This window comes from Pedobacter heparinus (assembly GCF_032678725.1).
GTDB lineage: Bacteria > Bacteroidota > Bacteroidia > Sphingobacteriales > Sphingobacteriaceae > Pedobacter > Pedobacter heparinus_A.
On record NZ_JAVTSC010000001.1, the window covers coordinates 574,761 to 599,675 of the forward strand.

The following is a 24,915-nucleotide window of genomic DNA, read 5'->3' on the forward strand; positions in this document are numbered from 1 at the left end:
ATATAACATTTCTTAATTTGCTACTTGCTTTCCCTGGATCTTGTTGTAAAATATGGACCGGAGCCAGCCAATACCTCTGTTTTGGCCTGTTGTGGCGTTGTAAGATAGGCTGCATAAGCATAATCGGCAACTGGTGTCCAGGTAGAAGGAGAAGTTGCTATTATGTTTGCACCGCAAGAGGGGTCGTAAAAATTAGTTTCTGCACCGCTCACGTATCCTGGCTTCGAATTAAAATTAGTAAATATAGGCTTACTGGCATTTTCAAAATAATTATTATCTGTGCGCACTGTGGCATCCATCGTTACGCCAACTCCGTAGCCGCTGCTGTTTAAAATGTAATTGTTAAATACATGCATATATCCAAATCTGGTGCAGGGCTGGCGTTCGGATACATTATAAAAAAAATTGTGATGAACTGTAGTTCGCAGGTGTCCGGTATCCTTTGTTACATTATCCCCAAAACCGATAAGAATGGGGATATGGTTGTCATGTAGTTTATTCCAGGATATGGTCACATAGTCTGCCCAGTTTCCAACATCTATTAAGCCATCATAATGTTCCCATCCATGCGTACGATCTGATGAAAGCTCGCAATGGTCCACCCAAACGTGATGCGAACCATTTTTAACAATAATATTGGTATAAGTTACCACATCTTTTATGGTCAGGTTTTGAAAGATCACATTGTTCATACCATCGTATACCCCGAAACCCAACCCGGTAATTACTGATCCTTGCAGGCCGATGATTGATTTATTTGATTTTACATAAATGAGCCCGGTTCCGGTGATACTTCCTGCAACCTGGATGATTAATGGATTGGTGTTTCCTGTTGCAGCAGCTTTCAGTTCGTCATAGTTAGTTACAGTAACAACAGCACCACCAGCGCCACCGGTAGTGTTCCCGTTAACCATGGCGTAACCAATGCAGGGTTTATCACCCGTAAATCCTTTATCAATCAATTGTTTGGTCGTTTTTTTTTCCTGGCTTTCGGCACCTGACTTAATTACCTTCGAGCAACTGCTGCCAAAAAGGATTACCGGTAAGAGAAATAATAATTGGATCTTCATCATGATTGAGGTTAGTTTGTGGTAAATAATTGATTGTATTAAATTTATCTGGATAGCGCTTTACATATATGTAGTAATCGATCTATTATGCGTACTTTTTTGACGGGAACGGTAATTTAGAAAAATAGCTTCCTGCCCGGGAAATGAAAAAGGGTGTCCGGTTAAGAACACCCTCGATAGTTTTAATTGTTAAGCTCAGGGAACTATAATCTGGTCGATCAGACCCCAGTCCTGTCCGTTGGTTTGTATCTTGATGGTATTTGTCGAATTATTATTTAAGGTAACTGTGGCATTAACGGTTGTCCAGGTACTCCAGGATCCGGTAGCGGCAGCGGTAATGTTAACCGGTGTACCACCATTGACCACCAATTGTGCCACACGGCTTGGAGCAGAAAGTAATGAATAGCGTATGGTTATCGTTTTACTTCCTCCACCGTTTCCATCCACATTGTTAATCTGTACCGACCCTCCGGTTGTTGGCGGATTCACATAGCCCGTACCATTCCAACCAGAGAATGCGGTCTCAAATACTGCCCCACCGGCAAGTGTTCCACTTTCTGCCTGGTAAGTGTCGGGAGTGGCAGGGCTAGATACGTTGATCTCATCTATATTGCCCAGGTCAGATCCATTCGATTTAAGGGCAATCGTATTCGTTGAATTGTTGTTCAGCGTAATACTTACCGTCATGGTGTTCCAGGTGCTCCATGAACCGGTTGAAGCAGTGGTTAAACTGACAGGCGATCCCCCATTTACCACAAGCTGTCCTGTTAATGGGCCAGCACCATTGGCAAAACGTATAGTAAGTGTTTTGGTACCCCCACCTTGTCCGTTAACATTATTGAACTGCATAGAGCCCCCGGTAGTTGGTGAATTTACAAAACCTGTACCATTCCAGCCTGGATTGTCTGATTCAGCGACAGCACCGCCTGTAAGTACAGCATTTTCGGCCTGATAGGTAGTGCCTGAAACGGTATTTACAGTTAATACTGCTGCGTTACTGGTAACCGAGCCAGCAGAATTGGTTACCACAACGGTATAACTGCCGGCATTTGTAGTTTGTACATTGGTTAAATTTAATGAGGCTGAAGTAGCACCGCTAATGTTGGTCCCATTTTTCTTCCATTGGTAAGTTGGGGTAGGTGTGCCGGTTGCCGATACGGTAAAGGTAGCATTGGCACCTACATTAACGGTTAAGCTGCTGGGCTGTGTGGCAATAGCCGGTGCTGTTGTGGTAAAATAAGGCCCTGCACCAGCCAGTACATCAATTTTGGCCTGGGCAGGTGTAGTCAGATAGGCGGCATAAGAATAGTCGGCCACTGGTGTCCAGGTAGACGGCGCAGTTGATATGATGTTTGGTCCGCAGGATGGGGCATAGTAATTGGTACTCGCTCCGCTGAAGTATCCTGGTGCTGAATTAAAATCGGTCCAGAGCGGCCTTGACGTATTGTCAAAATAGTTATTATCTGTACGGACAGTGGCTCCCATTGTTGCGCCAACACCGTAACCACTGCTGTTTGAAACGTAATTGTTAAATACGTGCATATAGCCAAACCTGGTGCAGGGCTGACGCTCTGATACATTATAAAAGTAATTGTGGTGTACAGTTGTGCGTAAGTGCCCGATATCCTGTGTTACATTATCTCCAAAACCAATAAGAATTGGTATATGGCTGTCATGTAGTTTATTCCAGGATATGGTTACATAGTCAGACCAGTTTCCGATATCTATCAGGCCGTCGTAAAAGTCCCATCCGTGCGTACGGTCGGATGAAAGTTCACAATGATCTACCCAAACATGGTGTGAACCATTTTTAACAATAATGTTGGTGTAGGTTTCCACATCTTTTATGGTCAGATTTTGGAAGATCACATTGTTCATCCCATCATAAACCCCGAAACCTGCACCGGTAATCACTGAACCTTGCAGGCCAATGATAGATTTGTTGGATTTTACATAGATGAGCCCAGCTCCGGTTATACTTCCAGAAACCTGGATAATTAAAGGGGTAGTGTTACCTTCAGCAGCCGCCTTCAAATCGTTAAAAGTCGTTACAGTAACAACAGAACCACCAGCGCCACCGGTAGTGGTTCCGTTAACCATGGCATAGCCAATACAGGGTTCGTCACCGGTAAAGCCCTGGAGCATCAGCTGGTCAGCTTTTGTCTTGCCCGGGCTTTCGGCACCTGGGCCAAGTACCTTCGAACAGCTGCCAAAAAGGAGCGCCGACAAGAGGAGTAATGATTGGATTTTCATAATGATTAGAATTTGTTTGTGATTAAATAATTGATTGTATTAAAATTATCGGGATGTTGCGTTATAAATATGTAGTAATCAATCTATTATGCGTACTTTTTTTACCGGAACAGCCATTTGAAAATATACAGGGCAGCAGGCTGGCAAAATTGATCTCGATACGTTGCATATTGAGCGGCAGAAAGGAATAAGATTCTCGGGATTTATGTAAATTGCTTAACAACTACCGGTAAAATACTTTATTAATCTATGGAGGTATGTTAATAAAGTATACATAATCAATTCATAAACAGAATTATCAGCTACTGGTATATTCTAATTTTATCACATAGAAAAAAAACAGATATGTTATTCTCATCAGCCGGTTTTCAGTCAATTAATAAGTGTAAAGACCATATAGCTATATTGCCACTTGGTGCGATAGAACAACATGGTCCTCACCTGGCGGTTTCAACCGACAGTGATATCGTCGGCAGGCTGGCTGCTGCGGCCGAACAGGTATTACCCAATGATATACTTTTATGCCCAACACTGTTTTTTGGTTCCAGTCACCATCATCTTCCATTTGGGGGCACGATCAGCTTGCCAGCGGAAGTTTACACGCAGGTTATTGTCGAGTTGGTAGCTTCATTGTTGTCGGGTGGGTTCAAACGGATTGTACTATTGAACGGCCATGGCGGAAACATTACGCCGGTGAGGCAGGCCCTTTCCATCTTAAGTGCCAGGTATGATGCAACAATGAATCCAAATATCGTACTGGCTACCTATTGGGAACTGGCTGGCAGTGCCTTTAGCGGAGATCAGCCGATGGAAAGTCCGGCCCTCAGCCATGCCTGTGAATATGAAACCAGTCTGATGCTTCATTTATTTCCTGAAAAAGTTTTTCCGGAACATATTAAACGTGCCCAAAGGCCAGCCAGCAATGGCTATATCCCATGGGAAGATGATGAACCTTATAAAGGAATAAGCATGGTTAAACAAACACCCTACATTTCGGGTAATGGCAGCAGCGGAGAACCCCAGCTGGCTTCGGCAAAAAAAGGGGAGCATTTGTTTACCCAGGCTTTAACAGCACTTACAGCTTTTGTTAAAGATTTTAAAAGCTGGCCCTTTCTTAATGATCTGAGCACCAAATGAAACCTAAAATTTGAAATTAATGAAGATGCATAAAAAGATACCTATAGGAACAGTCGGGCTTGGATTGATGGGCAGCAGCATTGCTACTTGTATTTTAGCGGCCGGACATCCGGTTACTTCTCTCATCAGGGATATCAATAAAGCTCCGGAAGCACGCCATCGTGTTCAGGCTTATCTGGAGCAGCTAAAAACTGAAAATATTATACATGAAGCGCCTGCAGATATCCTGGAAAGATTTACCATAACCGACAATGTTGCTTCACTGACTGGTTATGAGGTGGTTGTTGAATCTATCATCGAAAATATTGAAGAAAAGAGACACGTGTTTAAACAATTGGAAGCCGTTTTACCGGCTACAGCAGTTATAGGAAGCAATACCTCTGCAATTCCCGTATCAGTTTTACAACTGGAACTCAAACATCCGGAAAGATTGCTGGGTATACACTGGGCCGAACCAGCACACATTACCAGGTTTATGGAAGTAATCTGTGGAAATCAGTCTGCTGTTCCATATGCTGAAAAAATCATCGCGTTAGCAGAAGGCTGGGGAAAAGAGCCTTCCCTGTTAAAAAAAGATGTCAGGGGTTTTATTACCAACCGGCTGATGTACGCGATGCTGAGAGAAGCCTTTCATCTGGTAGAAAAAGGCTTTGCAACTGTCGAAGATATCGACCGGTCACTCAGGAATGACCTGGGCTACTGGATTACTTTTGCCGGGCCGTTCAGGTTTATGGACCTGACCGGGATACCTGCCTATTTAACGGTAATGGAAGAGCTGTTCCCGGATCTTGACAATAGCAAAAAAACACCGGCAATGCTGGAACAATTGGTTTCATCGGGCGCTAAGGGCGTAAGTAATGCAAAGGGTTTTTACCCTTATACCAAGGAGAGTGCAGAAAAGTGGGAAAAACTTTTCATTGAATTCAGTTACGATATCAGGAAACTGGCAGAAAAATATCCGCAAAACATAGGAGACTTATAAACGAGATGAACCATACCATCATTACAGCCATAAAAGCAACTGAAGTAATTGTACCTGCAAAAGCGGGCAGCCTGAATTCGGACAGCGTTATAGACAGCGATGCTAAGTTTGCGGAGAAATTCCTGACCGGGGCAAGCTGGACCAGCTTTGCTGATCAGCCAAAATGGATCCTGGAGATCAGCTTGAACAATGGTTTAACAGGCATTGGAGAAACTTACAGAACTGCCTCAAAAAAGCTGATCCATCAAGCCATGCAAACCTTAACGGGACAGGATATTTTAAAATTGAACTGGAGAAGGCTTCCTGTTGCCGATCAAAGGATTTACGAAGCTTTTGAAAGTGCCATACTTGATCTATTGGGTAAAATACTAGGCGTGCCCGTGTACCAGTTTTTAGGTGGTGGGTACAGGCAGGTGGTGGAATGCATGGGCTGGACTGGCAGAAGAACTCCTGAGGATGCTGCACAAAAGGCCTTTGAGGCCATGAAAAAAGGACATAAAGTGTTTAAGTTTAAGTGCTCGGACGAAGATCCGGTCAGGCTTTGGACGGAAGAAATCAGGAAACGCTGCGGAGATGGCATCCAGCTTATTCTTGACCCCAACCAAAGGTGGAACGATGTAGAAACGACCATGCGGCTGATGGAAGGCGTAGACAAGAAAATCATGCTTGGCCTGGAAGATCCTATTCTGCATGCAGATGTAGCAGGGTTCCGGTACCTGAAAGCAAAGCTTGGAATTCCCTTGTTCAGGCACATTTCCCTGCCCTATACCCAGGACATTAAAGACATGATCACTTTTGTAAAGGCAGATGCAGCTGATGGATATAATTTTAACGGTTCTGCTTACAATAGCCTGCTGCTGGCAGAAATTGCCCATCTGGAAGGGAAAGCCTGCTGGCGCGGATCGGAAGTTGACCTGGGTATTTCAGAAGCTATGGCCTTGCATATTGCAGTAGCAAGCATCAATTGCAGCATACCCTCTGATATTTTTGGCGAGCTGGTACGGACGGATGACCTCATCGAAGACCCCATTGTTTTTCAAAACGGGGCCGCAGTGGTTCCGCAAGGTGATGGCTTAGGTGTATCACTGGACCGGGCTGCTATGGAAAAGTTTAAAACCGGTATACAATTAAATACACCATCATGAAAAAAACGCTGGTATCCTGGTCTTTACTCATTGCCTGTAACCTGATGTGGGCCATGCAGTTTACCTGTATCAAGCTAACACAGGATCAGGTAGGTCCTTATTTTACCGTATATGGCCCAATGCTCATGGCTACAGTTTTCCTGGTTCCTTTCGTAATCAAAGATTTTAAGAAGGAAGGGAAGCGTTTTAAAGATGTACTGGTATTCGTGCAGCTGGCCTTGTTGGGCGCTTTCCCTGCACAAGTATTGATGACCTGGGGCACCCAGTATTCCCTGGCCAGTAATGCGGCCATTCTTACATTGAGTTTACCCGTAATTACTGCCCTTTTTGCTTTCCTGCTGCTGAGGGAAAAAATGAATAAAATCAGGTGGTTCAGTTTCTTTATTGCTATTGTAGGTGTCATATTATGTTCTACAGGCGATATCAAGCAAATGGATTTCGGCTCTAAGTATGCGCTGGGCAATGTGCTCATCTTTCTGGCCATTTTAGGCAACGCCTATTACAATGTGGGCTGTAAAAAAGTGGCAGACAGGTATACAGAAATGGAAATGGTATGCTATACCTATGTGGTCATGCTGATCTTGCTCTCGCCGCTGGTATGGTATTATGAAAGGGATATATATGCCAGAATTCCCTTTTTTACCACACAAACCTGGACAGGGATGCTGCTGCTTACTTTTTTTCATAATTTTCTTTCCATGGTCTTGTTTTTCAGGGCATTAAAAGTATTAGATGCAATGCAGGTCGCCTTATCCAATTACCTCATCACCTTTATGGGATTGCCGATTGCCGCAATATGGCTTAATGAAACGCTGAACAACCAGGCCATTGCCGGTGGCATCCTGGTCTTTGTTTCTACGCTGATTATCACCATAGTGGATTATAGAATGAACCAAAACAACCAGATAAAATATAAATATGAAAACCACTGAAGAATTATTAGGTGTTATACCTATCATTCCTACTCCATTTACAGAAACTGAAGAAGTTGATGAGCCTGCACTGAAGCGCCTGGTCGATTTTGCAATAAGCTCCGGTGTACAGGCAGCCTGTCTACCCGCTTATGCAAGTGAGTTTTATAAACTCACTGATGAGGAACGGTTAAGGGTAGTAAAAGTTGCCGTTGACCAGGCTGCAGGGCGATTAAAAATTATAGCACAATCTAACCATCCTTCTCTAAAAATAGCAGTTAAACTGGCGCAGGCTAATGTAGCCGCAGGAGCCGATCTGATCTCACTTGCTGTACCCCGCATATTCGGTCTGGCAGAGGATGCTATAAAAGAATATTTGTCTGGATTTTTAAGCGCAGTACCTGATACCCCAGTCCTGATCCAGGATTTTAATCCAGGCGGTTCATCGATAAGTGTAAAACTGATTACCACATTAATGGAAGCACATCCCAATTTCAAATACCTGAAACTGGAAGAACCATTGTGTGCCCCAAAATTTGAGGACATCATTAAAAGCACCGCTGGAAAAGTTGGCCTGCTGGAAGGCTGGGGTGGTTTGTATATGATGGAGCTGATTCCGATTGGCATTGTTGGGGTAATGCCTGGTCTTGCCGTAGCAGATATCCTGCAAAAAGTATTCCGGTTGCGGAAAAACGGCGAGAACGATAAAGCATTCGATTTATTCGAAAAAGTAATGCCGCAGATCTTCTTTTCCCTGCAAAATATGGAACTCTTTCACTACGCTGAAAAAGAATTGTTAATCGCCAGAGGAATATTGCACAACAGTGTAGCCCGTAGAGCAGCCTATATACCAGATGCATCAACAGCGGCATACATTAAAGAACTAAACAAAAGACTGCTTAAAGCCATAAATGAATAACCCAAATTGTTGAAGCGGACACCTAGAAAACCAAACAGATGAATGAATTTAAAGAACAAATAGCAATTGTTACAGGGGCGGCCTCGGGAATAGGTTCTGCTTTGGCACATAAATTATTAAAGGAAGGTGCAATTGTAGCGCTATTGGATATTAATGGTGCGGCCTTGAAAACCGAATTTAAAAGCTATGCCGCAAAGGCAAAATTATTTCCCATTGATATTACAAAGCAGGTTTTGGTGAATAAAGCCATAGAAGCCATTGTGGCCGAATTTGGCAAGGTGGATATCCTCATCAATTGCGCCGGCATTACGGGTGCGACGAATGTGTTTAGTCATGACGTAAGCAGTGAAGACCTGCATAAAGTTTTTGAGCTGAATTTTATGAGTAGTTTCTACATTACCAAGGCTGTATTGCCCCATATGATGAAGCTCAGGTATGGTCGCATACTCCATCTTGCTTCGGTAGCTGGTAAAGAGGGCAATGCAGGTATGCTGGCCTATTCGGCCTCAAAAGCAGCGGTGATCGGCATGACCAAGGTACAGGGAAAAGAGTATGCTGAAACGGGAATTACCGTTAATGCACTGGCTCCTGCGGTTATACGTACCGCCCTTGTGGATGCCATGCCTTTAAACCAGGTAAAGTATATGATTGATAAAATCCCGATGAAAAGGTGCGGGACGCTGGAAGAAGCCGTTAATTTATCGATGTATATTGTTTCTAAAGAGAATAGTTTTACCACAGGCTTTACGTTCGATCTTACCGGTGGCAGGGCTACCTATTAAACATTAAATGGAAACAGGATGAAACAAACCCTTAAATATATTGCAGTTGTTTTTTTGATACTGATCTGGACTGCGGTAAATGCCAGACAGCGCCAGGAAAACTGGTCTGAAAAAATGGCAAATACCGTAATGACGATTTGGAAAGATTCAGTGGAAATGGAAAAGAAGGGCCGACCTGCTTCCTGGTCCTATTTTACAGGCTTAGTGCTGGAAGGAATGACGAATATCTGGCGGCGTACAGGAAATGAGCGCTATTTCAAATACGTACAAAAAAACATGGATCGCTTCGTTACCGATAACGGATCTATAAAAGGCTACAAAAAAGAATATTATGACCTGGACCAGGTAAAAAATGGCCGCATCCTGCTTACACTTTATAAAGCAACCCATCAGGAAAAATACCAGAAAGCAGCAATGCTGTTGCGGGATCAACTTAAAACACATCCCAGAACCAAAGAAGGAGGATTTTGGCATCAGCACATTTATCCTTACCAGATGTGGCTGGATGGTTTGTATATGGCAGAGCCCTTTTACGCGGAGTACGCTGCCACATTTAATGAACCGGCCAGTTTTGACGATATCGCCAACCAGTTCATTTATATGGAAAACCATGCAAGGGATAGTAAAACAGGTCTTTTGTACCATGGCTGGGACGAAGCCAGGCAACAAAAATGGGCCGATAAAAAAACAGGCTTATCCGCTAGTTTTTGGGGCCGGTCTATGGGATGGTTTGGCATGGCATTGGTTGATGTACTGGAATATTTTCCACAGAACCACCCTAAAAGACCAGCAATACTGGCCATCCTCAAACGGTTTTCAACAGCCATTGCCAAAGTACAGGACCCTTCATCAGGAGTATGGTACCAGGTGCTTGATCAGCCGAAAGGCGAAGGAAATTATAAGGAAGCTTCTGCTTCAAATATGTTTGTTTATGCCCTTGCAAAAGGAGTAAGGCTGGGGTATCTCTCCGCGAAATTTAAACACACAGCTACAAAAGGATTTGACGGGATCATCAATACCTTTATTGAAACCGCGCCTGATGGACAGGTAAATCTGAAGGGAACAGTAGTGGTAGCAGGTTTAGACGACAACAGGGATGGTAGCTATGCCTATTATTTAAAAGAACGTGTAAAAACGAATGATCCGAAAGGTGTGGGCTCATTTCTGCTTGCGAGCAACGAGATAGAACGCTTAAAATAGTTATGATCATGGAAAAGCAAAGAAGAGATTTTTTAAAACTTACCGGTTTAACCGGGTTCAGCCTGATGGGAGCAGCCGTAATTCCTGGTTATGCCACTAAAAAAATTACAGGTAATAAAGTAAGTATTGCTGCAAATGCCAAACAGCCCGCTTTAAACCGCTTTCCAAGAATGGTGCAGGAATATTTTGTGCATCGGGTCCGTGAAATAGAGCAGCGGGCCGAAAAGCGGCGTGCGGGAATACGGAGCAAAAATGATGCATTGGCTTATATTCGCGATGTCCGTAAAAAATTTATGGACTGTTTTGGCCCCTGGCCGGAAAAAACGCCGCTTAATGCCAAAGTTGTTGAAATACTTGAGCGAAATAATTATACCATAGAAAAAGTGACCTTTGAAAGCCGCCCGGATTTCGTGGTAACAGCAAATCTTTACCTGCCAAAGAACAAATCGGTTCCCTTACCCGGTATTATTGGTACTGTAGGGCATGGCAGAACCAGCAAAGCTTACGGCGATGAACAATCCTTTGCCCAAGGCCTGGTGAGTAAAGGATATGTGGTCTTGCTTTTTGACCCGATAGCGCAGGGAGAACGTATCCAGGCGGTCTCTGAAGATTTAAAACCACGTCATGGCATTGGTACCTCGGAACACATATATGCAGGTAACCAGCTCTTTCTCACCGGTGAATCGATCTCCAGCTGGTTTGCCTGGGATGCCATCAGGGCCCTGGATTATTTACTGACCAGGGAGGAAGTAGACCCCAGCCATATAGGTGTAACCGGAAATTCAGGAGGCGGCATGCAAACCGCATTCTTATGTGCCATAGAGCCAAGATTTACCATGGCTGCCCCTTGCTGCTGGGTTACTACATTTAGGCGTAACCTGGAAAATGAAGAACCCGCCGATACAGAACAATGCCTGCCTGGTGTACTTGCCGCTGGTCTTGACCAGTCAGATTTTATTGCCTGTATGGCCCCTAAACCAGTGATCTTACTGAGCCAGGAAAAAGATTTTTTCGATACAAGGGGAACTGCCGAGGCCTATGAAAGACTTAAAAAATTATATCGTTTGCTGGGTAAAGAAGAAAATATCCAATTGTTTACAGACTCCGGTTATCATGCCTATTCTAAAGCCAACAGGCAGGCCATGTATGCCTTCTTTAACAAAGCAACCGGAGCAACCACAGGAGATACAGAACCTGAAATTGTACTGGAAAAACCAGAAACCCTCTGGTGCACTGCAAAGGGACAGCTGGACATTGGAAAAGCAACCTTGTTATCGATCAGCAGTAAACTTTCTGCAGCACAAAAGGCAGGCAGGGGAAATCCCGGTGGAGAGGGCCTGAAAAAAGCGGTAATAACAGCTTTGAAATTACCGGATGCTGATGGGTTGGCAGATTATCGGATCCTGCGTCCTTTTGGTCAACGGCGCAAATCAAAACACTGTGCTACCTATACTGTAGAAACGGTACCGGGGATATTTTCTATAGTTTATTGCCTGTCTGCTACCGAGCTGTTTTCAAGAGTACCCCGCAAACTAAAACGCGCCCTGCTCTATATATCACACCGTTCAGCAGATGCAGAATTGCAGGAAGAACCTTTTCTTGACGAGTTGATCAGACAAGAGCCTGACTCGGTGGTGTTTACCTGCGATGTGCGGGGTATTGGCGAATCGACACCCAATACCTGTTCAATTGGTTTTCAGGATCCTTACGGCAGTGATTATTTTTATGCCATCCATAGCATCATGCTCCATGATCCTTATCTGGGGCAGCGTACCTATGATGTGCTTAAAGTGGTCAACTGGCTTAAATTCAATGGATATGATGAAATCCACATCGCGGGAAAGGGATGGGGAGCCTTACCTGCAACATTTGCGGCTTTGCTGTCTGACCATATTGTCCAGGTCAGCCTTAAAAATGCATTAACGAGTTACAGCGATATTGCTGTGGCTGAAGATTATAACTGGCCCCTGGCGACCTTGCTTCCGGGAGTGCTGAAAACTTTTGATCTGCCCGACTGTTACCGGGAACTGATCTCCAAAAAAATCTCACAGGTTGAACCCTGGGCTGCAATGGCAGACCAGCAGAATCTGTAAATGATTGAATTTTTAACCTGCTAATTGGTTATATTAGAAGGTTATTATTTCGTGATAATTATATTAATATAATTAGAAGTATGAAACCACAATTACATAAACTACCCTGTTCTTCTGACGCTTCTTTTTTATACAGCAAATGGAATTGCAAGTATTTTGATAAAAGATGGCATCTGCATAAAGAATATGAACTGGTCTGGATCAGGAAAGGCTGGGGAACCCGTTTTATTGGCGATAGTGTTTGTCATTTCGAAGAAGGCGATCTTTCCTTAATTGGTTCCAACATCCCGCATCTCTTCAGAAACAGTGAAGAGTTTTATTCCGAAGACAATAACCTGGAAGCAGGCTCAACCTTTATCCATTTTACGGAAAACTTTCTGGGCAGCCAGTTTTTTGAAATTCCGGAAATGAACCTGGTCAGTAAGTTACTTGAAAAGTCATCCCTCGCATTGGAGATACATGGAGAAACAAAAAAATACATCATCAACAAATTGTATCATATGCATGAAGAGGATCCTGCAGAACGCCTGCTCAGCCTGCTTGCGATCCTGGTAAAGCTATCTCAAAGTACAGAATTAAAACCCCTGCTTTCTGCGGGGTTCGCGGCCAATAAGAGTGGAGATACCGAGAAGATCAATAATGCATTTGAGTTTATCATGAAAAACTATACCAAGGAGATCTATGTGCTGGAAATCGCTTCAAAACTCAACATGAGTGTTGCCTCTTTTTCCAGATACTTTAAATACCATACTCGTAAAACATTTTCTGACTGCGTTACCGAAATACGTATAGGACATGCCTGCAGGTTGCTGATGGAAAACAATTACAGCATTTCAGAAATATGCTACAGAAGTGGCTTTGATAACCTCTCTAATTTCTACCGGCATTTTAAAAAGATCATAGGCATTATTCCTAAGGAATACAGGAACAGGTTTCTGAAAACGGCAAAAATTCCGGTATTATAATTGCCATTTGGCATAATAGTGCAATAATACCGCTTATAAGCCTGAATATTTTTTTATGAAAGGCGATTGGGTTACATTTGTTTTAAATGAACCCATATAAACAGTTAAATAGCCTATCCGATAAAAAATTTGCAAGCCAATTGCGAATGGCTACTGCTATGTTTAACCGTTTTATTACACTCCAATCTGAATTGGGAGATGCTTTTCTAAAAAGCAGTAAAGACTTTATCAATTAAACCCCAACCTATCTGACAGGTCTGGGGCCTTCCTTTTAATTATTCTTTCTTATTGTCTTTTCTGGTTAAGCAGGCATGAACTGCTGTTCCGGCATTTAGTTATTTAAACATGTCTGATCACATTATATTCTCCATCATACTCATTTTTTTATTCCTTCTGATCTTCCTGATCAAAAAATACAGGCTATGGAAAATAAAAGATGAAGCCCGTCTGCATACGCTTGTCAAACAAATTGCTGCAAGTAACAGGATGCAGCTTTCCATTACAGATCATTTCCGGAAAAAGACCCTGGGGTTCGACCTGGTGAAGCACAAAGTACTGTACGTAGACCTGAAGAACAACATCATCCGGATTGTGGATATGGAAGATATAGACAACTGCCGGCTGATTAAGAAGCAGCTCAGTATCCAAATGGAGCTCATTTATCAGGATCAGGATAAAGCTCCCCTAACCATTACTTTCTTCAATAAATTCTCAGACCATAAATGGAGAAGGAATAAGCTGGAAAAAAAAGCCCGCTATTGGGAGGTATTAATGAATGGAATATTAAATAAAAATCTACATGCCAGGGCATGAACTATCCAATAATTTATTTTAAACCTTATCAATTTATTTACATCATGACAACATCAATCGTACTATCAACAGGGATTTTTGACCTCCTGAAAGACCACATCAGAAGAAGGAAACTTAGCAAATATAACCAGGCAAAACTGGAACAGGAACTTCGCAATGCCAGGCAGATCCTCCATAAAGATATCCCTGCCAACGTAGTGACCGTGAACACCAGGGTGCGTGTAAAAGAACTGGAAACAGGTGCAGAATTTACCCATACCATTGTTCCGCCCGCAAAAGCCAGGAATAAGCACAACACCATTTCTATTTTATCACCTATCGGCGTAGCTATGGTGGGCTACAGCCAGGGATCAGAATTGAAATGGGAAATGCCCGAAGGTATAAAAGCTTACCGGATAGAAGAAGTTACCAGATTATCGTAATTTTCCCTGGGATACTGAAGGCCCGATAATAAAAGAACCTTATGTCTTTCATTATTGGGCCTTATCTGTTTACATTTATACCGGATTAGGGATCGAAAACCCATAGCGCTTTTTAATAATCATCACAATGAAAAAAGAACTTGCTAATTTTGAAGATATTGAACTGTTTGTAGACAGTTTTTATGATAAGGTTCAGTCAGACGAACTGATTGGGCCGATCTTTAATGCCGTAATTACCGACTGGCAGCCACACCTGGAAAAGATGTATAATTTTTGGAATGCCGCACTTTTTGGCGTACCTGGATTTAAAGGCAATCCCTTTGCCCGGCATGCCCCGCTATCTCTGGAAAAAGAATATTTCGAACGCTGGTTGCTGCTGTTCAAACAAACTATTGATACCTATTTTGAAGGTACAATGGCTGAAGAAACGAAAAAGAAAGCCGATATGATGGCGATCATGTTTTTAAGTAAGATTGAAAACATGAAAGGTGGCGCGAATAATGTAATCGTTTAACTGATGAAAATAGACAAGGTTCCGATGCCTCAGCAGCGGCGTAAATTCGTTTGGTCAGGATCATACAGATCGGGTCTTATCCATTAATTTACGACTTTTAACCATAATTTTTATGCGTTGTCTCCTCAGCGATAAATTAACACCTGCCTCCTGGTTCTCCTGATGGTATAACTTATACGCATGCAAAACGTCTTTGTAAGTAAGAATGCCGGTAGGCTCCTTTAAATTCGCCGATAAAGATACCGGCAGGAATTCTTCGCCGGTCGAAGCCATCAGTTCCACAGCTTTGGAAAGCGGGTCACTGCCTTTTACTACCGGTAGGTTTTTTTGTAATAATTCGTCAATAGCAGGTCCTTCACCCGGCACTTTACGGCCTTTGCCCAACACCTGTGCAACCGTTATACTCCTCAATACATCAGGTTCATAGGCATCGGGTGTATAAACCCCTCGCCTGGATATCTTTTCGGTCATGATGGTATTTTCCATGAAGAAAAAAGAAACCAGGTAAGCTGCGGTACAGGCCCCTAACAGGGGCAGCAGGGCATGCGATTGCATAGTGGCCTCCAAAGCAAAAGTAATGCTGGTCAGATAAGCCCTGGAGGCACCTGCAAACATGGAAGACATTCCAATAAGTGCTGCCATAGGGATATTGATCCCTGAATCTGGAAAAAGGATCAGGATTAACGTCCCGAAAATTGCTCCTGCAGCACCGCCAATGGTTAAAAGCGGGGCCAGTGTGCCACCCGAAGTGCCACTGCCCAGGGCAATTGCCCAGGAAAGAAATTTAAAGAAGCATAAACTCAGCATAAGGGTCAGGGGTGCATTACCCGACAGCACACTTGTAATGTTGTCGTAGCCAACACCAAGTGTATGCGGGGCAAAGTAACCAATTAACCCTACCGCCAGGCCACCTATTGCGGGCCACCACATCCAGTGTATGGGCAATTTCTCAAAAGTATCTTCTATCCAGTAAACGATTTTAGTTAAGCCCAACGAAATAAAACCAATAGCTATACCAGTCGCACTGTAAATACCCAGGGCTAAATTTGTGGGACTTTCCAGATCAGGCATCGGGAAAACCGGGCCTGCTTCAAAAAGTAGCTGATGCCCGGCCGCGCCAGTTATGCAGGCCAGTGCTACCGGTAAAATGGCCTTCGGAGAAAACTCAAAAAGCAATAATTCTATGGCCAGAAAAACTGCTGCGATGGGCGTGCCGAATATGGCCGACATACCTGCTGTAGCACCTGCAGCAAGGATCACCTTCCGCTCATTGGGTGTGATTTTAAACAATTGACCTATGGTAGAACCCAATGCCCCGCCGGTAGCGATAATTGGTCCTTCAGCACCAAACGGTCCACCAGATCCAATGGCAATAGCAGATGATACGGGCTTTAAAATGGCAATAGCGGGTTTTATCCTGCTCTGATTGGTCAATACCTGTTCCATGGCCTCCGGAATCCCATGCCCCCTGATGGCTTTAGAACCAAATAAAGCCATTAATCCTACCAGTAATCCTCCAATTGCCGGAAGAATGATCACAAATAGCCCCAGCTGATTGTCGGCAGGACTGCGAAAACTAAAATCAAAACTGCCGTAAAAGCAGATATTGGTAACCAGGTGGATCAATAAAACCAGGAACCTGGCAATTAAACTGATGATGATGGCCACCGCAATTGATAAAAGGGAAATCTGCAGCAACCTCCTTTTTGAAGATCTGGTGTTGCCGGTATTTTTTTTAGCTGGCAAATGGGGCAAAGAGGGAGCAATGGGAATTCCTGTTTGTGTAGGTAAGCTCATGATGGTTTTCTGTAAATGATCAGTGTAAAATTGGCGCAAAGCTAAGGTTTATAAAATCATTTAAAAATTATAATATTGTTTATTTTATATTTTTTATCTTATTTATTGGTTAATATTGTATTTATACATTGTTTTAACAATATTTATATTTTTTACATGAAGTATATTTTTATAGCCCTAATTCATGTATTCTGGTAAAAATTGCATATTTGAAAAATGAAAGAATGCGGGAATGTATGCGATCTTAAAAGTTGTTTCCTGTGCCAGCTTTGTCTGCCCGAATGGTTGCCCGCTATTGCAGTTCAGAAACGGAACTACGAAGTAAAAAAGGGAGCGCAATTATTTAAAGAAGGAGATGCCGTAAAGGGGATTTACTTTATATACAAAGGCAGTTTTAAAGTTCACAAAAGATGGGACCAGGAAAAAGAACTGATCATCCGTTTTGCCCGACCGGGCGACATTATCGGCCACATGGGTTTAGGTAAGCAGCCTTTGTATCCGGTATCTGCAACGGCGCTGGAGCCTGCAGTGGTTTGCTACCTGGACATGGATTTCTTTGAGGCCAGCTTAAAAGTAAATACCGGCCTTACTTATCAGCTGATGAGATTTTTTGCCAATGAACTGCAGGATTCCCAGCGCAGCATGCGCGATCTGGCACACATGTCTGTTAAGGCACGTATTGCACAGGCATTTGTTTCGTTAAAACAACAGTTTGGTCTGGATGAAAATGGTTTTATCCAGCTAGAGATCAGCCGGCAAGACATTTCTTCCTTTGCCGGTACCACTTACGAAACCCTCTTCAAAGTGTTGAATGATTTTTCCAAACAAGATATAGTGATGTTGACCGGTAGAAAAATCCAGGTGATAAACGAATCAAAATTACAGGAGATCATCACCAGCGACAATACCTGATCCTTTTTTAATAACCGATTGCTTTCAGTGCTTTTTTGCCTAAACGCTCATCTAACTGGGCCAGATATAAACTTGAAGGATCAACCCGGACATTTTGAGCATCAAAGATGCCTTCCGGTAAAGCGGGATCCGCGTTATTAAAAGGTCTTGGCAAGCGCATACTTTTTCCTTTGCTGCCAATCACCCAATTGTACGTGCCTGGAGGGATTTGATTTACATAGCTGCCCGCTTCACAATTCCAGGCTACAGACCAGGCGGTTCCCCAGCCATGACCAGAACCCATACTCCCCCTGTTTTTGAAATCGATACCGCCATTGGGTACCTTACAGTTGTCAAAAAGCATACCTGTACTCCATCGTTGATGCCCTTCAATACGGCCATTACCAACAAAATTGCAATTCAGAAAAACGATAGGTCCCGTTTGGCCGGCACCAATAGCTACGTACCAGATGTTGTCACCTTCAACTGAACAGCGGTCTATTAGTATCTGCCCTGCATTGGGTGCAAATTCTGCCGGTTTTGAAGCACCTTCATGTAAGGCTTTGCGCACAACAGTTATGCGTTGCAGGGTAATCCTTCGCCCTCCGGTTCCCACACTTTCCATGGTTTCTATCAGGTCCAGATCTCTCATCCAGCAGTCCTCTCCGTTCAGTCTGACCGCATAATAAAGCGCTTTTGTATGATTAACTGCCTGTGGAGGAGATACAATACGTAAATTTTCCAGGCCTGCTTGTTTAAGCCGTTTTACACCATTGGCCAATACCATTGTTGTTTCATCATTGGTATAACCTGCATCATAAGAATCCACCAAAGGAACATCCAGGCTGATTTTATGATCATTTATGGCTGCAATGCGACGTTCAGTGATCAATAAAGAACCAGCTTTAATCCAGGTTTGCGCTTTCCCATCACGCAGCAGGTCATCCATTTGTATGAAATTTATCCATTTGCCGGTAACCGGTTTCCTGATTTCCACATTGTCCCCAACCTTAAACCCAGCGGCATCGGCTACCATAAAATTCAGGCTTCCGGCAGGGATATATTTATCCGTTATTTTAATAGATTTTTCATTACCTGCAGCATTACCCAGCCGATTGCCAACACGTTGATTAATTCCATTTGACAGGACCACAGCGGTATGTTTGTCACCACTCATCGCAATAATGCTTCCTTTTTCTGATTTACCACTTCCACGGAGTACCACACCATCCGCTGCAATTTTTATTGTTTTAGCGCAAGGGTAGGTTCCTGGTGCCAGCAAAACAGCTCCCCGAAAACCATTTTTATCCAGGGGCATGGCAGACACCTGGTCAATTGCAGTTTGAATTAAGGTGCTACAATCCGAATTTACATCGCTTAGCGGCTTCAGGGTAACTTTTACCGGAACATCAGGCAGGGCCACACCGCCGCCCATGTAACCGGCATAGGAAAAATCCATCATCCGGTCTCCTTTAGGACTTTTTTTGTAAACCAGTTTGCCATCTTTTCCAAGGTATGCCCATTCACTTTTTCCTGGTTCTTTTTCTTTTTTCGGATCTCCGGCCTGTGCAACAACGTTCGTTAACAGTAAAAATAGCATCAAACCTATTCTTACCTGCGAAATTTGAGAATTCATATGTTCCATTTGTTTATTTTTCTATTTTCCCGGCAATAAAATCATGAAATTATCTGCTGAGATAGCTCATAACGAACTTACCTATAAAAGCACTGGTGTTTTATATGAGAAAATAGCCTAGTAGTAAAGAATCTTGACATCAAAAAAGCATCAGCACATCCAATTTTAGGGTCTGAAAGCAGGTCAGGAAGTTTCGTACAGGTCTTGTAAAAGGTCAAATTGCGTCTTAAATGTGAAATTTGCTTTTTCAAGTACTTTTCTTGCCGCGATGTTCTTTCGGTTAACTACAGCACCGATCTGAACAATTCCCTGGTCTGAAAGGTTATCAATCAATAGCGGAAGCACCCCTGTCATGATGTAGCAGCCACTGGCAAAACCACTCAGGTAAAACTCAATAAAAAAGGGATAATGATCCATTTGATAATGTTTGCTGGCCACCTCTGGGGAGATCAGGTCAATGATGCCGATTACCTTGCCGAGCTGTTTATGGCTGATGAAGTGAATATAGTTGTGACCCGAATGGTAATTAACGATCATGGTCTGCAAAAACAACTCCGCTTCTTGCAAACTGTTCAGCCGCTTTCCCGGAATAAATTTCAGGGTCGTGTCGTCTGATAAAATAGAAAAGATGTCAGCGGTCAATTGCTCAAATCTGTCTAAATCTTCAGGCCGGAAGGGGTGGATCAGTAAAGTATCGTTTTCAAGTAAAATCGGTTTCAGCATTTATTTCTAATCACCTGTATTTTTCAAAAACGGTGCGCGCCGAAAATAAAAAAAATAAGTGTAAATCCGCTAAGCAGTTTTAACTGTTAATGCTTTTCCATGGGCCTGTGATGGCAAGTGTCAGTCCTGGTGTTTGAATATTGATGAACAGTGTATTTCCCGAAGGAGAAAATACAGGGCCGGCAAATTCTGAATTGGGGTAGCCGATGTTTTTTGCGATAACATAGGTTTTTCCCTGCGGTGTAATGCCGATTACCCTTGCATTTTTTTTATCTTCACAGATGATCACATCTCCCCAGGGCGCTACCGTCAGGTTATCGCAATTCTGAAAAACTTCGGTATTGTTGGGTTCAATAAAGAGCTCCAGTTTTCCGGGAGCACTTTTTTCTCCAGCCTGTCCTTCAAATTTACTGGGGATGTATTTGAAAATCTGCCCTTTTCTGTTGTTGCCGCCATCCGTACAGGCAAAAAACAGTTCATCTTTTCCATACCAGATGCCTTCGCCCCTGGAAAATCTGGCAGCACCCAGTTTAAATCCCCTTAATCTCAGATCGCTGTCAGGCGCTTCCACATCTGCCAGGTCTATCCATTCTACTTCAAAAGACCGCTTTTCAGGAAACCTGTCTGTAGTTAGGTTCGGGTAATTGCGTGTATCTGCACTTTTCCATTCTTTTATGGCGAGACACTGCAGTTTTCCGCCATTGTGTAATTTGCCATAGGCATTGGGCAGGTACCTGTAAAAAAGACTGTCTCCTTCATCTTCGGTTTGATAAACAATCCCGGTTTTAGGTTGAACAGCCACAGCTTCGTGTGTGAAGCGGCCCATGGCTTTGATGGGGAGGGGATCAGTAACCCCGATTTTTTCTGTCGCCGGAACTTCAAAGTTAAAGCCATGGTCCCTTTCCAGGCCATCGCTTACTTTCAGGCTGCTTTCTTCACAGGTGATCCATGATTTCCATGGAGTAATGCCACCCGCACAATTCCTTACAGTGCCGATCAGGCTGAGGTATTGGGATTCTACTTTTTGTGTTTTTTCATTATAAACGACTGTGGTGGTACCACCTACGCAGGTATCTTCACCCTTACCAAAATCATAGATCTTATTTTTACTGATTTTATGGATCAGTTCATTGTTTTTTCCAAACGGCCCAAGCAAATCTGCTCCCGGAGAATTTTCATGGTTTCTGATCAATATGGTTTTGCCGTTTGCAGTAGAAAATGAGCCCATTCCATCATACATTCCGGGTACCAGCAGTCCATCTTTCATCAGGTCACCTTTGCGGGAAATGATCCTGGAAGTGAAGCCCTTAGGCAAGCTGAGGGTATCCCCGGGCTGCTGGTTGAGTGGGCCAAAGCCGGGGCTGGTTCCTGAAGTTGCCAGTACATTCATTGCTGCATTTGCAGCAAAATTGTGGAGACCAATAAAACCCAGGCTCACCAGGCCGGTATTTTTGATAAAGTTTCTTCTTGAACCGTTCATATGGATGTAAATCTACTTATACAGGATTAAGATAATATTAATTCCCTGATATTTTCCTTTAATTCTATTGAAGCTTCTTTAGATTAATTAAAAATAAGCCTTTGTTTGTTCGTTAAAAACTTTACTTTTGCCCTAATTATAATCAGTCTAAATAGGAATAGCTAATACATTATCAAATTGGGTATTAAAAATACAGGAAAAACGAGCATTGTTATCGCATTGTTCATATGCTGTTGTACAGTAAGTGCCTTTGCACAATTTTCTATATCTGGAAAGGTTTTAAGCCGACAACAAAAGACTCCCGTTGAGTTTGCCACAGTTTCTATTCCTTTAAGTGGGATTTGGACCATGGCCGATGCGGAAGGTTCTTTTGTGCTTAAAAATGTGCAGGCAGGTGAGGTAAAATTAACAGTACAATATTTAGGTTTTGTTAAGCGGGAATTCCAATATACCATAACTAAGAATATTGATGTCGTATTATTAATGGATGAGGATAATTTAACCTTACCTACGGTAGAAATAAATGCCAAAAAAGGAACAGACCTGGCAACATCTTATATTATGGACAGGCAGGCACTTGATCACTTACAAATGCTTCAGGTTACAGATGTAATGAGTTTATTGCCTGGTGGAAAAACCAATACCAACCTGAACCTGGCGACCACTGCAGCACAACGGATTAGTATAAACGGAACCAGTGCTGAACGTGGAAATGCCACTTTTGGTGTAGGTATAGAGATAGATGGTGTGCGTGTATCAAATAACGGGCTAAGAGATGACATGAATAGGAATGGGGTTACCGGCAGTGCTAATCCTACAGGGCAGGGGCCAGATGTTAAGCCGATTTCCACTACCAATATCGAATCTATTGAGGTGATCACAGGTTTACCGTCTGTAGAGTATGGTGATATGACCAATGGCATGGTAAAAATTAATACGCGTAAAGGTGTTTCGCCTTATTTGGTAGAAATGTCTACACGGCCAAATTCTAAATTGGTAGCGTTAAGCAAGGGCTTGAGTTTGGGGGAAAGAGCTGGTGTATTAAACTTTAATGTAGAGCATACCAAATCTGTAGCCAATCTGGCCTCTCCATATACTACGTATGATAGAAATAGCCTTTCTTTAAATTACAGCAATACCCTCAATAAAAATAACAATCGTCCGCTGACCTTAAATTTAGGTGTAACAGGTAATGTTGGGGGCTATAATTCGGAAAGTGATCCGGATTTAATCAGTGATACCTATGTCAAACAAAAGGATGATGCAATAAGGACTAATTTTTCGGCGAGATGGTTGTTGAAATTACCCTGGCTGACCAGTTTAGATGCAAGCGCAACACTGAATTACAGCAATAAATTGTTTGAAGACAGAAGCTTAGAATCTGCTACGGCCTCTGTAGCTTCTATCCGTACAAAGGAAGACGGATATCACGTAGGAGAACTGTATGAGAACAATCCTGATGCAGCAATCGTATTGATACCTAAAGGAATCTGGTACGAGAGTGAGTTTACAGCCAATAAGACCATCAATTACAATGCACGCCTGAAGGCCAACTGGGCAAAGAAGTTTGGACAATCATATAACAATTTAATGCTGGGTGCCGATTATAGTGTAAGTGGCAATAATGGCGAGGGCCTTTATTATGGCGACTTGGGGACCGCACCAAGCTGGCGGACTTATCCTTACAAAAACGAATCCTTTATCAATAACTACGCCTTTTTTGCAGAAGACGCATTGACTGTTCCGGTTGGTAACAATACCTTTCAACTCATAGGGGGGATGCGTTCGGAAATTACGGATATCAACGGTTCTGAATACGGCAGGATTAACAACTGGTCGCCCAGGGTTAATGCAAAATATACTTTTTGGGAAAACAAAGATCAGCTGTTTAGTGATTTCAGCATTAAAGTATCATGGGGTAAAACGGTAAAACTTCCTGGTTTCGATGCCCTGTATGCTACACCTACTTATCGCGATGTACTTACCTTTTCGCCGGGCACAGATGCCAACGGACAAACGTATTACGCATATTACAGTGAACAGCGGAACCGGGTTTTTAATCCGGACCTGAAATGGCAAAGCAATGAACAAAAGGAACTGGCCATTAATTTTAATTTAAGAGGCACCAGAGTTTTTATCTCTTTTTCAGATGATTATACCAGGAACCCCTACGAGTACTACCAGAATTTTAAACCTTACTTTTATAAATATACCGGCCAGAGCGATCTGCTGGGCTCGGCCATTCCAAGTATCAACAGGATCTACAACGTTGATAAAAATACAGGGATAGTTACGGTAAGCGATAAAACAGGAGTACTCCCGGCGGAGGAGCTCAGCTATACCAATATGTACGGCTTTAATGGCAATGGCCAATATGGTAACGGTTCGCAGGTATCGCGTAAACGCATCAACTGGATCATAGACTTTAAACGGATAGCGGCCTTAAAGACCTCATTAACTGTGGACGGCAGCTACTATTATTATAAGGGCCTGGAACAGAATTTATCGGCATACATGCCTAATGCTACCCAGAATATGGCCAATGGTCAGCCTTACAAATATGTTGGTTATTTTATTGGTGGTGCAAATTCTGCCAACGGCGAAACCAGTAAATCGCTAAACATGAACTTCACGGTGACCACACATATTCCTGCCATCAGGTTAATTGTGTCAGCAAGGTTAGAAGGGTCGTTCTATAGGTTTTCAAGAAATTTATCGGAGAGCGATCTGGGTACAAGAGCTTATGTACTTGACAACAAAGAGAGTTATTTACCATCTGCAACCTCAACAGATATTTATGGTGGAGACCGGTTTGTCGCCGTTTATCCAACTTATTATACCAGTTTAGATGATTTAAATACCCAGATTCCCTTTCTGGAAAAATTTAAATGGGCAAAAGATAATGATGTAGCCCTGTACAACGAGCTCGCAAAAATGGTAGTTAAAAGCAATACCAATTATTACTTTAACAGGAATAAAATATCCAGTTATTATTCAGCCAATCTTAATGTGACCAAAGAGATAGGCAAGTATGCTTCTCTGTCTTTTTTTGCCAATAACTTTTTTAACAACATGGCCAAGGTAAAGTCCTCAGGGGCGGATACAGCGTCTTCACTGTTCGCCAGCAGCTATATTCCCGCATTTAATTACGGGGCATCATTGAGGGTAAAATTTTAATCAGC

At 42.9% G+C, this 24,915-nt stretch carries 20 protein-coding genes; 14 read left to right on the plus strand and 6 right to left on the minus strand.

Annotated elements, in window-relative coordinates; translation table 11 throughout:
• Positions 1 to 20: 20 nt before the first annotated feature.
• Positions 21 to 1,073 carry a hypothetical protein gene (locus R2Q85_RS02265; RefSeq protein WP_316810116.1) on the minus strand — a complete coding sequence of 351 codons (1,053 nt, stop codon included), beginning with the start codon at positions 1,071 to 1,073 and terminating at the stop codon, positions 21 to 23.
• Positions 1,074 to 1,265: 192 nt separating this feature from the next.
• Complete coding sequence (locus R2Q85_RS02270) at positions 1,266 to 3,323, minus strand: immunoglobulin domain-containing protein (protein WP_316810117.1); 2,058 nt, start codon at positions 3,321 to 3,323, stop codon at positions 1,266 to 1,268.
• Positions 3,324 to 3,668: 345 nt separating this feature from the next.
• Between R2Q85_RS02270 and R2Q85_RS02275 the strand changes: the two genes are divergently transcribed.
• The 12 genes from R2Q85_RS02275 (at position 3,669) to R2Q85_RS02330 (ending at position 15,206) form a co-directional block, all read left to right on the plus strand.
• Complete coding sequence (locus R2Q85_RS02275) at positions 3,669 to 4,460, plus strand: creatininase family protein (RefSeq protein WP_316810118.1); 792 nt, start codon at positions 3,669 to 3,671, stop codon at positions 4,458 to 4,460.
• 19 nt (positions 4,461 to 4,479) lie between these two features.
• The gene (locus R2Q85_RS02280; protein WP_316810119.1) at positions 4,480 to 5,442 is read left to right on the plus strand and encodes a 3-hydroxyacyl-CoA dehydrogenase family protein; all 963 of its coding nucleotides are present in this window, start codon (positions 4,480 to 4,482) and stop codon (positions 5,440 to 5,442) included.
• Positions 5,443 to 5,447: 5 nt separating this feature from the next.
• Positions 5,448 to 6,587, plus strand: coding sequence for a mandelate racemase/muconate lactonizing enzyme family protein (locus R2Q85_RS02285; protein WP_316810120.1), 1,140 nt, complete (start codon positions 5,448 to 5,450; stop codon positions 6,585 to 6,587).
• Positions 6,584 to 7,519, plus strand: a complete 936-nt coding sequence (locus R2Q85_RS02290) for a DMT family transporter (RefSeq protein WP_316810121.1) — start codon at positions 6,584 to 6,586, stop codon at positions 7,517 to 7,519. Before R2Q85_RS02285 ends, R2Q85_RS02290 begins: the two co-directional genes overlap by 4 nt.
• Positions 7,506 to 8,417 carry a dihydrodipicolinate synthase family protein gene (locus tag R2Q85_RS02295; protein WP_316810122.1) on the plus strand — a complete coding sequence of 304 codons (912 nt, stop codon included), beginning with the start codon at positions 7,506 to 7,508 and terminating at the stop codon, positions 8,415 to 8,417. Before R2Q85_RS02290 ends, R2Q85_RS02295 begins: the two co-directional genes overlap by 14 nt.
• A gap of 38 nt (positions 8,418 to 8,455) precedes the next feature.
• On the plus strand, positions 8,456 to 9,199 hold the full coding sequence (locus R2Q85_RS02300) for an SDR family oxidoreductase (RefSeq protein ID WP_316810123.1): 744 nt from the start codon (positions 8,456 to 8,458) through the stop codon (positions 9,197 to 9,199).
• A gap of 18 nt (positions 9,200 to 9,217) precedes the next feature.
• Complete coding sequence (locus R2Q85_RS02305) at positions 9,218 to 10,399, plus strand: glycoside hydrolase family 88 protein (protein WP_316810124.1); 1,182 nt, start codon at positions 9,218 to 9,220, stop codon at positions 10,397 to 10,399.
• A gap of 8 nt (positions 10,400 to 10,407) precedes the next feature.
• Entirely contained in the window at positions 10,408 to 12,492 is a 2,085-nt protein-coding gene (locus R2Q85_RS02310) for an alpha/beta hydrolase family protein (RefSeq protein WP_316810125.1), read from the plus strand.
• An 80-nt stretch (positions 12,493 to 12,572) separates the two neighbouring features.
• Complete coding sequence (locus R2Q85_RS02315) at positions 12,573 to 13,457, plus strand: AraC family transcriptional regulator (protein ID WP_316810126.1); 885 nt, start codon at positions 12,573 to 12,575, stop codon at positions 13,455 to 13,457.
• Positions 13,458 to 13,802: 345 nt separating this feature from the next.
• Entirely contained in the window at positions 13,803 to 14,270 is a 468-nt protein-coding gene (locus R2Q85_RS02320; protein ID WP_316810127.1) for a hypothetical protein, read from the plus strand.
• 44 nt (positions 14,271 to 14,314) lie between these two features.
• Positions 14,315 to 14,692, plus strand: coding sequence for a GreA/GreB family elongation factor (locus R2Q85_RS02325; RefSeq protein WP_316810128.1), 378 nt, complete (start codon positions 14,315 to 14,317; stop codon positions 14,690 to 14,692).
• A gap of 127 nt (positions 14,693 to 14,819) precedes the next feature.
• The gene (locus tag R2Q85_RS02330; protein WP_316810129.1) at positions 14,820 to 15,206 is read left to right on the plus strand and encodes a group III truncated hemoglobin; all 387 of its coding nucleotides are present in this window, start codon (positions 14,820 to 14,822) and stop codon (positions 15,204 to 15,206) included.
• 60 nt (positions 15,207 to 15,266) lie between these two features.
• Here the strand turns inward: R2Q85_RS02330 and R2Q85_RS02335 are convergent, their stop codons facing one another.
• Complete coding sequence (locus R2Q85_RS02335; protein ID WP_316810130.1) at positions 15,267 to 17,003, minus strand: chloride channel protein; 1,737 nt, start codon at positions 17,001 to 17,003, stop codon at positions 15,267 to 15,269.
• Positions 17,004 to 17,219: 216 nt separating this feature from the next.
• Between R2Q85_RS02335 and R2Q85_RS02340 the strand changes: the two genes are divergently transcribed.
• Entirely contained in the window at positions 17,220 to 17,915 is a 696-nt protein-coding gene (locus R2Q85_RS02340; RefSeq protein ID WP_316810131.1) for a Crp/Fnr family transcriptional regulator, read from the plus strand.
• Positions 17,916 to 17,922: 7 nt separating this feature from the next.
• Here R2Q85_RS02340 and R2Q85_RS02345 read toward each other — a convergent pair whose 3' ends face one another.
• From R2Q85_RS02345 to R2Q85_RS02355, 3 genes are all read right to left on the minus strand, one after another.
• Positions 17,923 to 19,530: a hypothetical protein gene (locus R2Q85_RS02345; RefSeq protein ID WP_316810132.1), complete on the minus strand. Its 1,608-nt coding sequence runs from the start codon at positions 19,528 to 19,530 to the stop codon at positions 17,923 to 17,925.
• Between the two features lie 183 nt (positions 19,531 to 19,713).
• Positions 19,714 to 20,253, minus strand: a complete 540-nt coding sequence (locus tag R2Q85_RS02350) for a GNAT family N-acetyltransferase (RefSeq protein WP_316810133.1) — start codon at positions 20,251 to 20,253, stop codon at positions 19,714 to 19,716.
• A 79-nt stretch (positions 20,254 to 20,332) separates the two neighbouring features.
• Positions 20,333 to 21,733, minus strand: coding sequence for an alkaline phosphatase PhoX (locus R2Q85_RS02355; RefSeq protein WP_316810134.1), 1,401 nt, complete (start codon positions 21,731 to 21,733; stop codon positions 20,333 to 20,335).
• Between the two features lie 177 nt (positions 21,734 to 21,910).
• Here R2Q85_RS02355 and R2Q85_RS02360 point away from each other — a divergent pair, with 177 nt between their 5' ends.
• Positions 21,911 to 24,910, plus strand: a complete 3,000-nt coding sequence (locus tag R2Q85_RS02360) for a TonB-dependent receptor (RefSeq protein ID WP_316810135.1) — start codon at positions 21,911 to 21,913, stop codon at positions 24,908 to 24,910.
• The last annotated feature ends 5 nt before the right edge of the window (positions 24,911 to 24,915 follow it).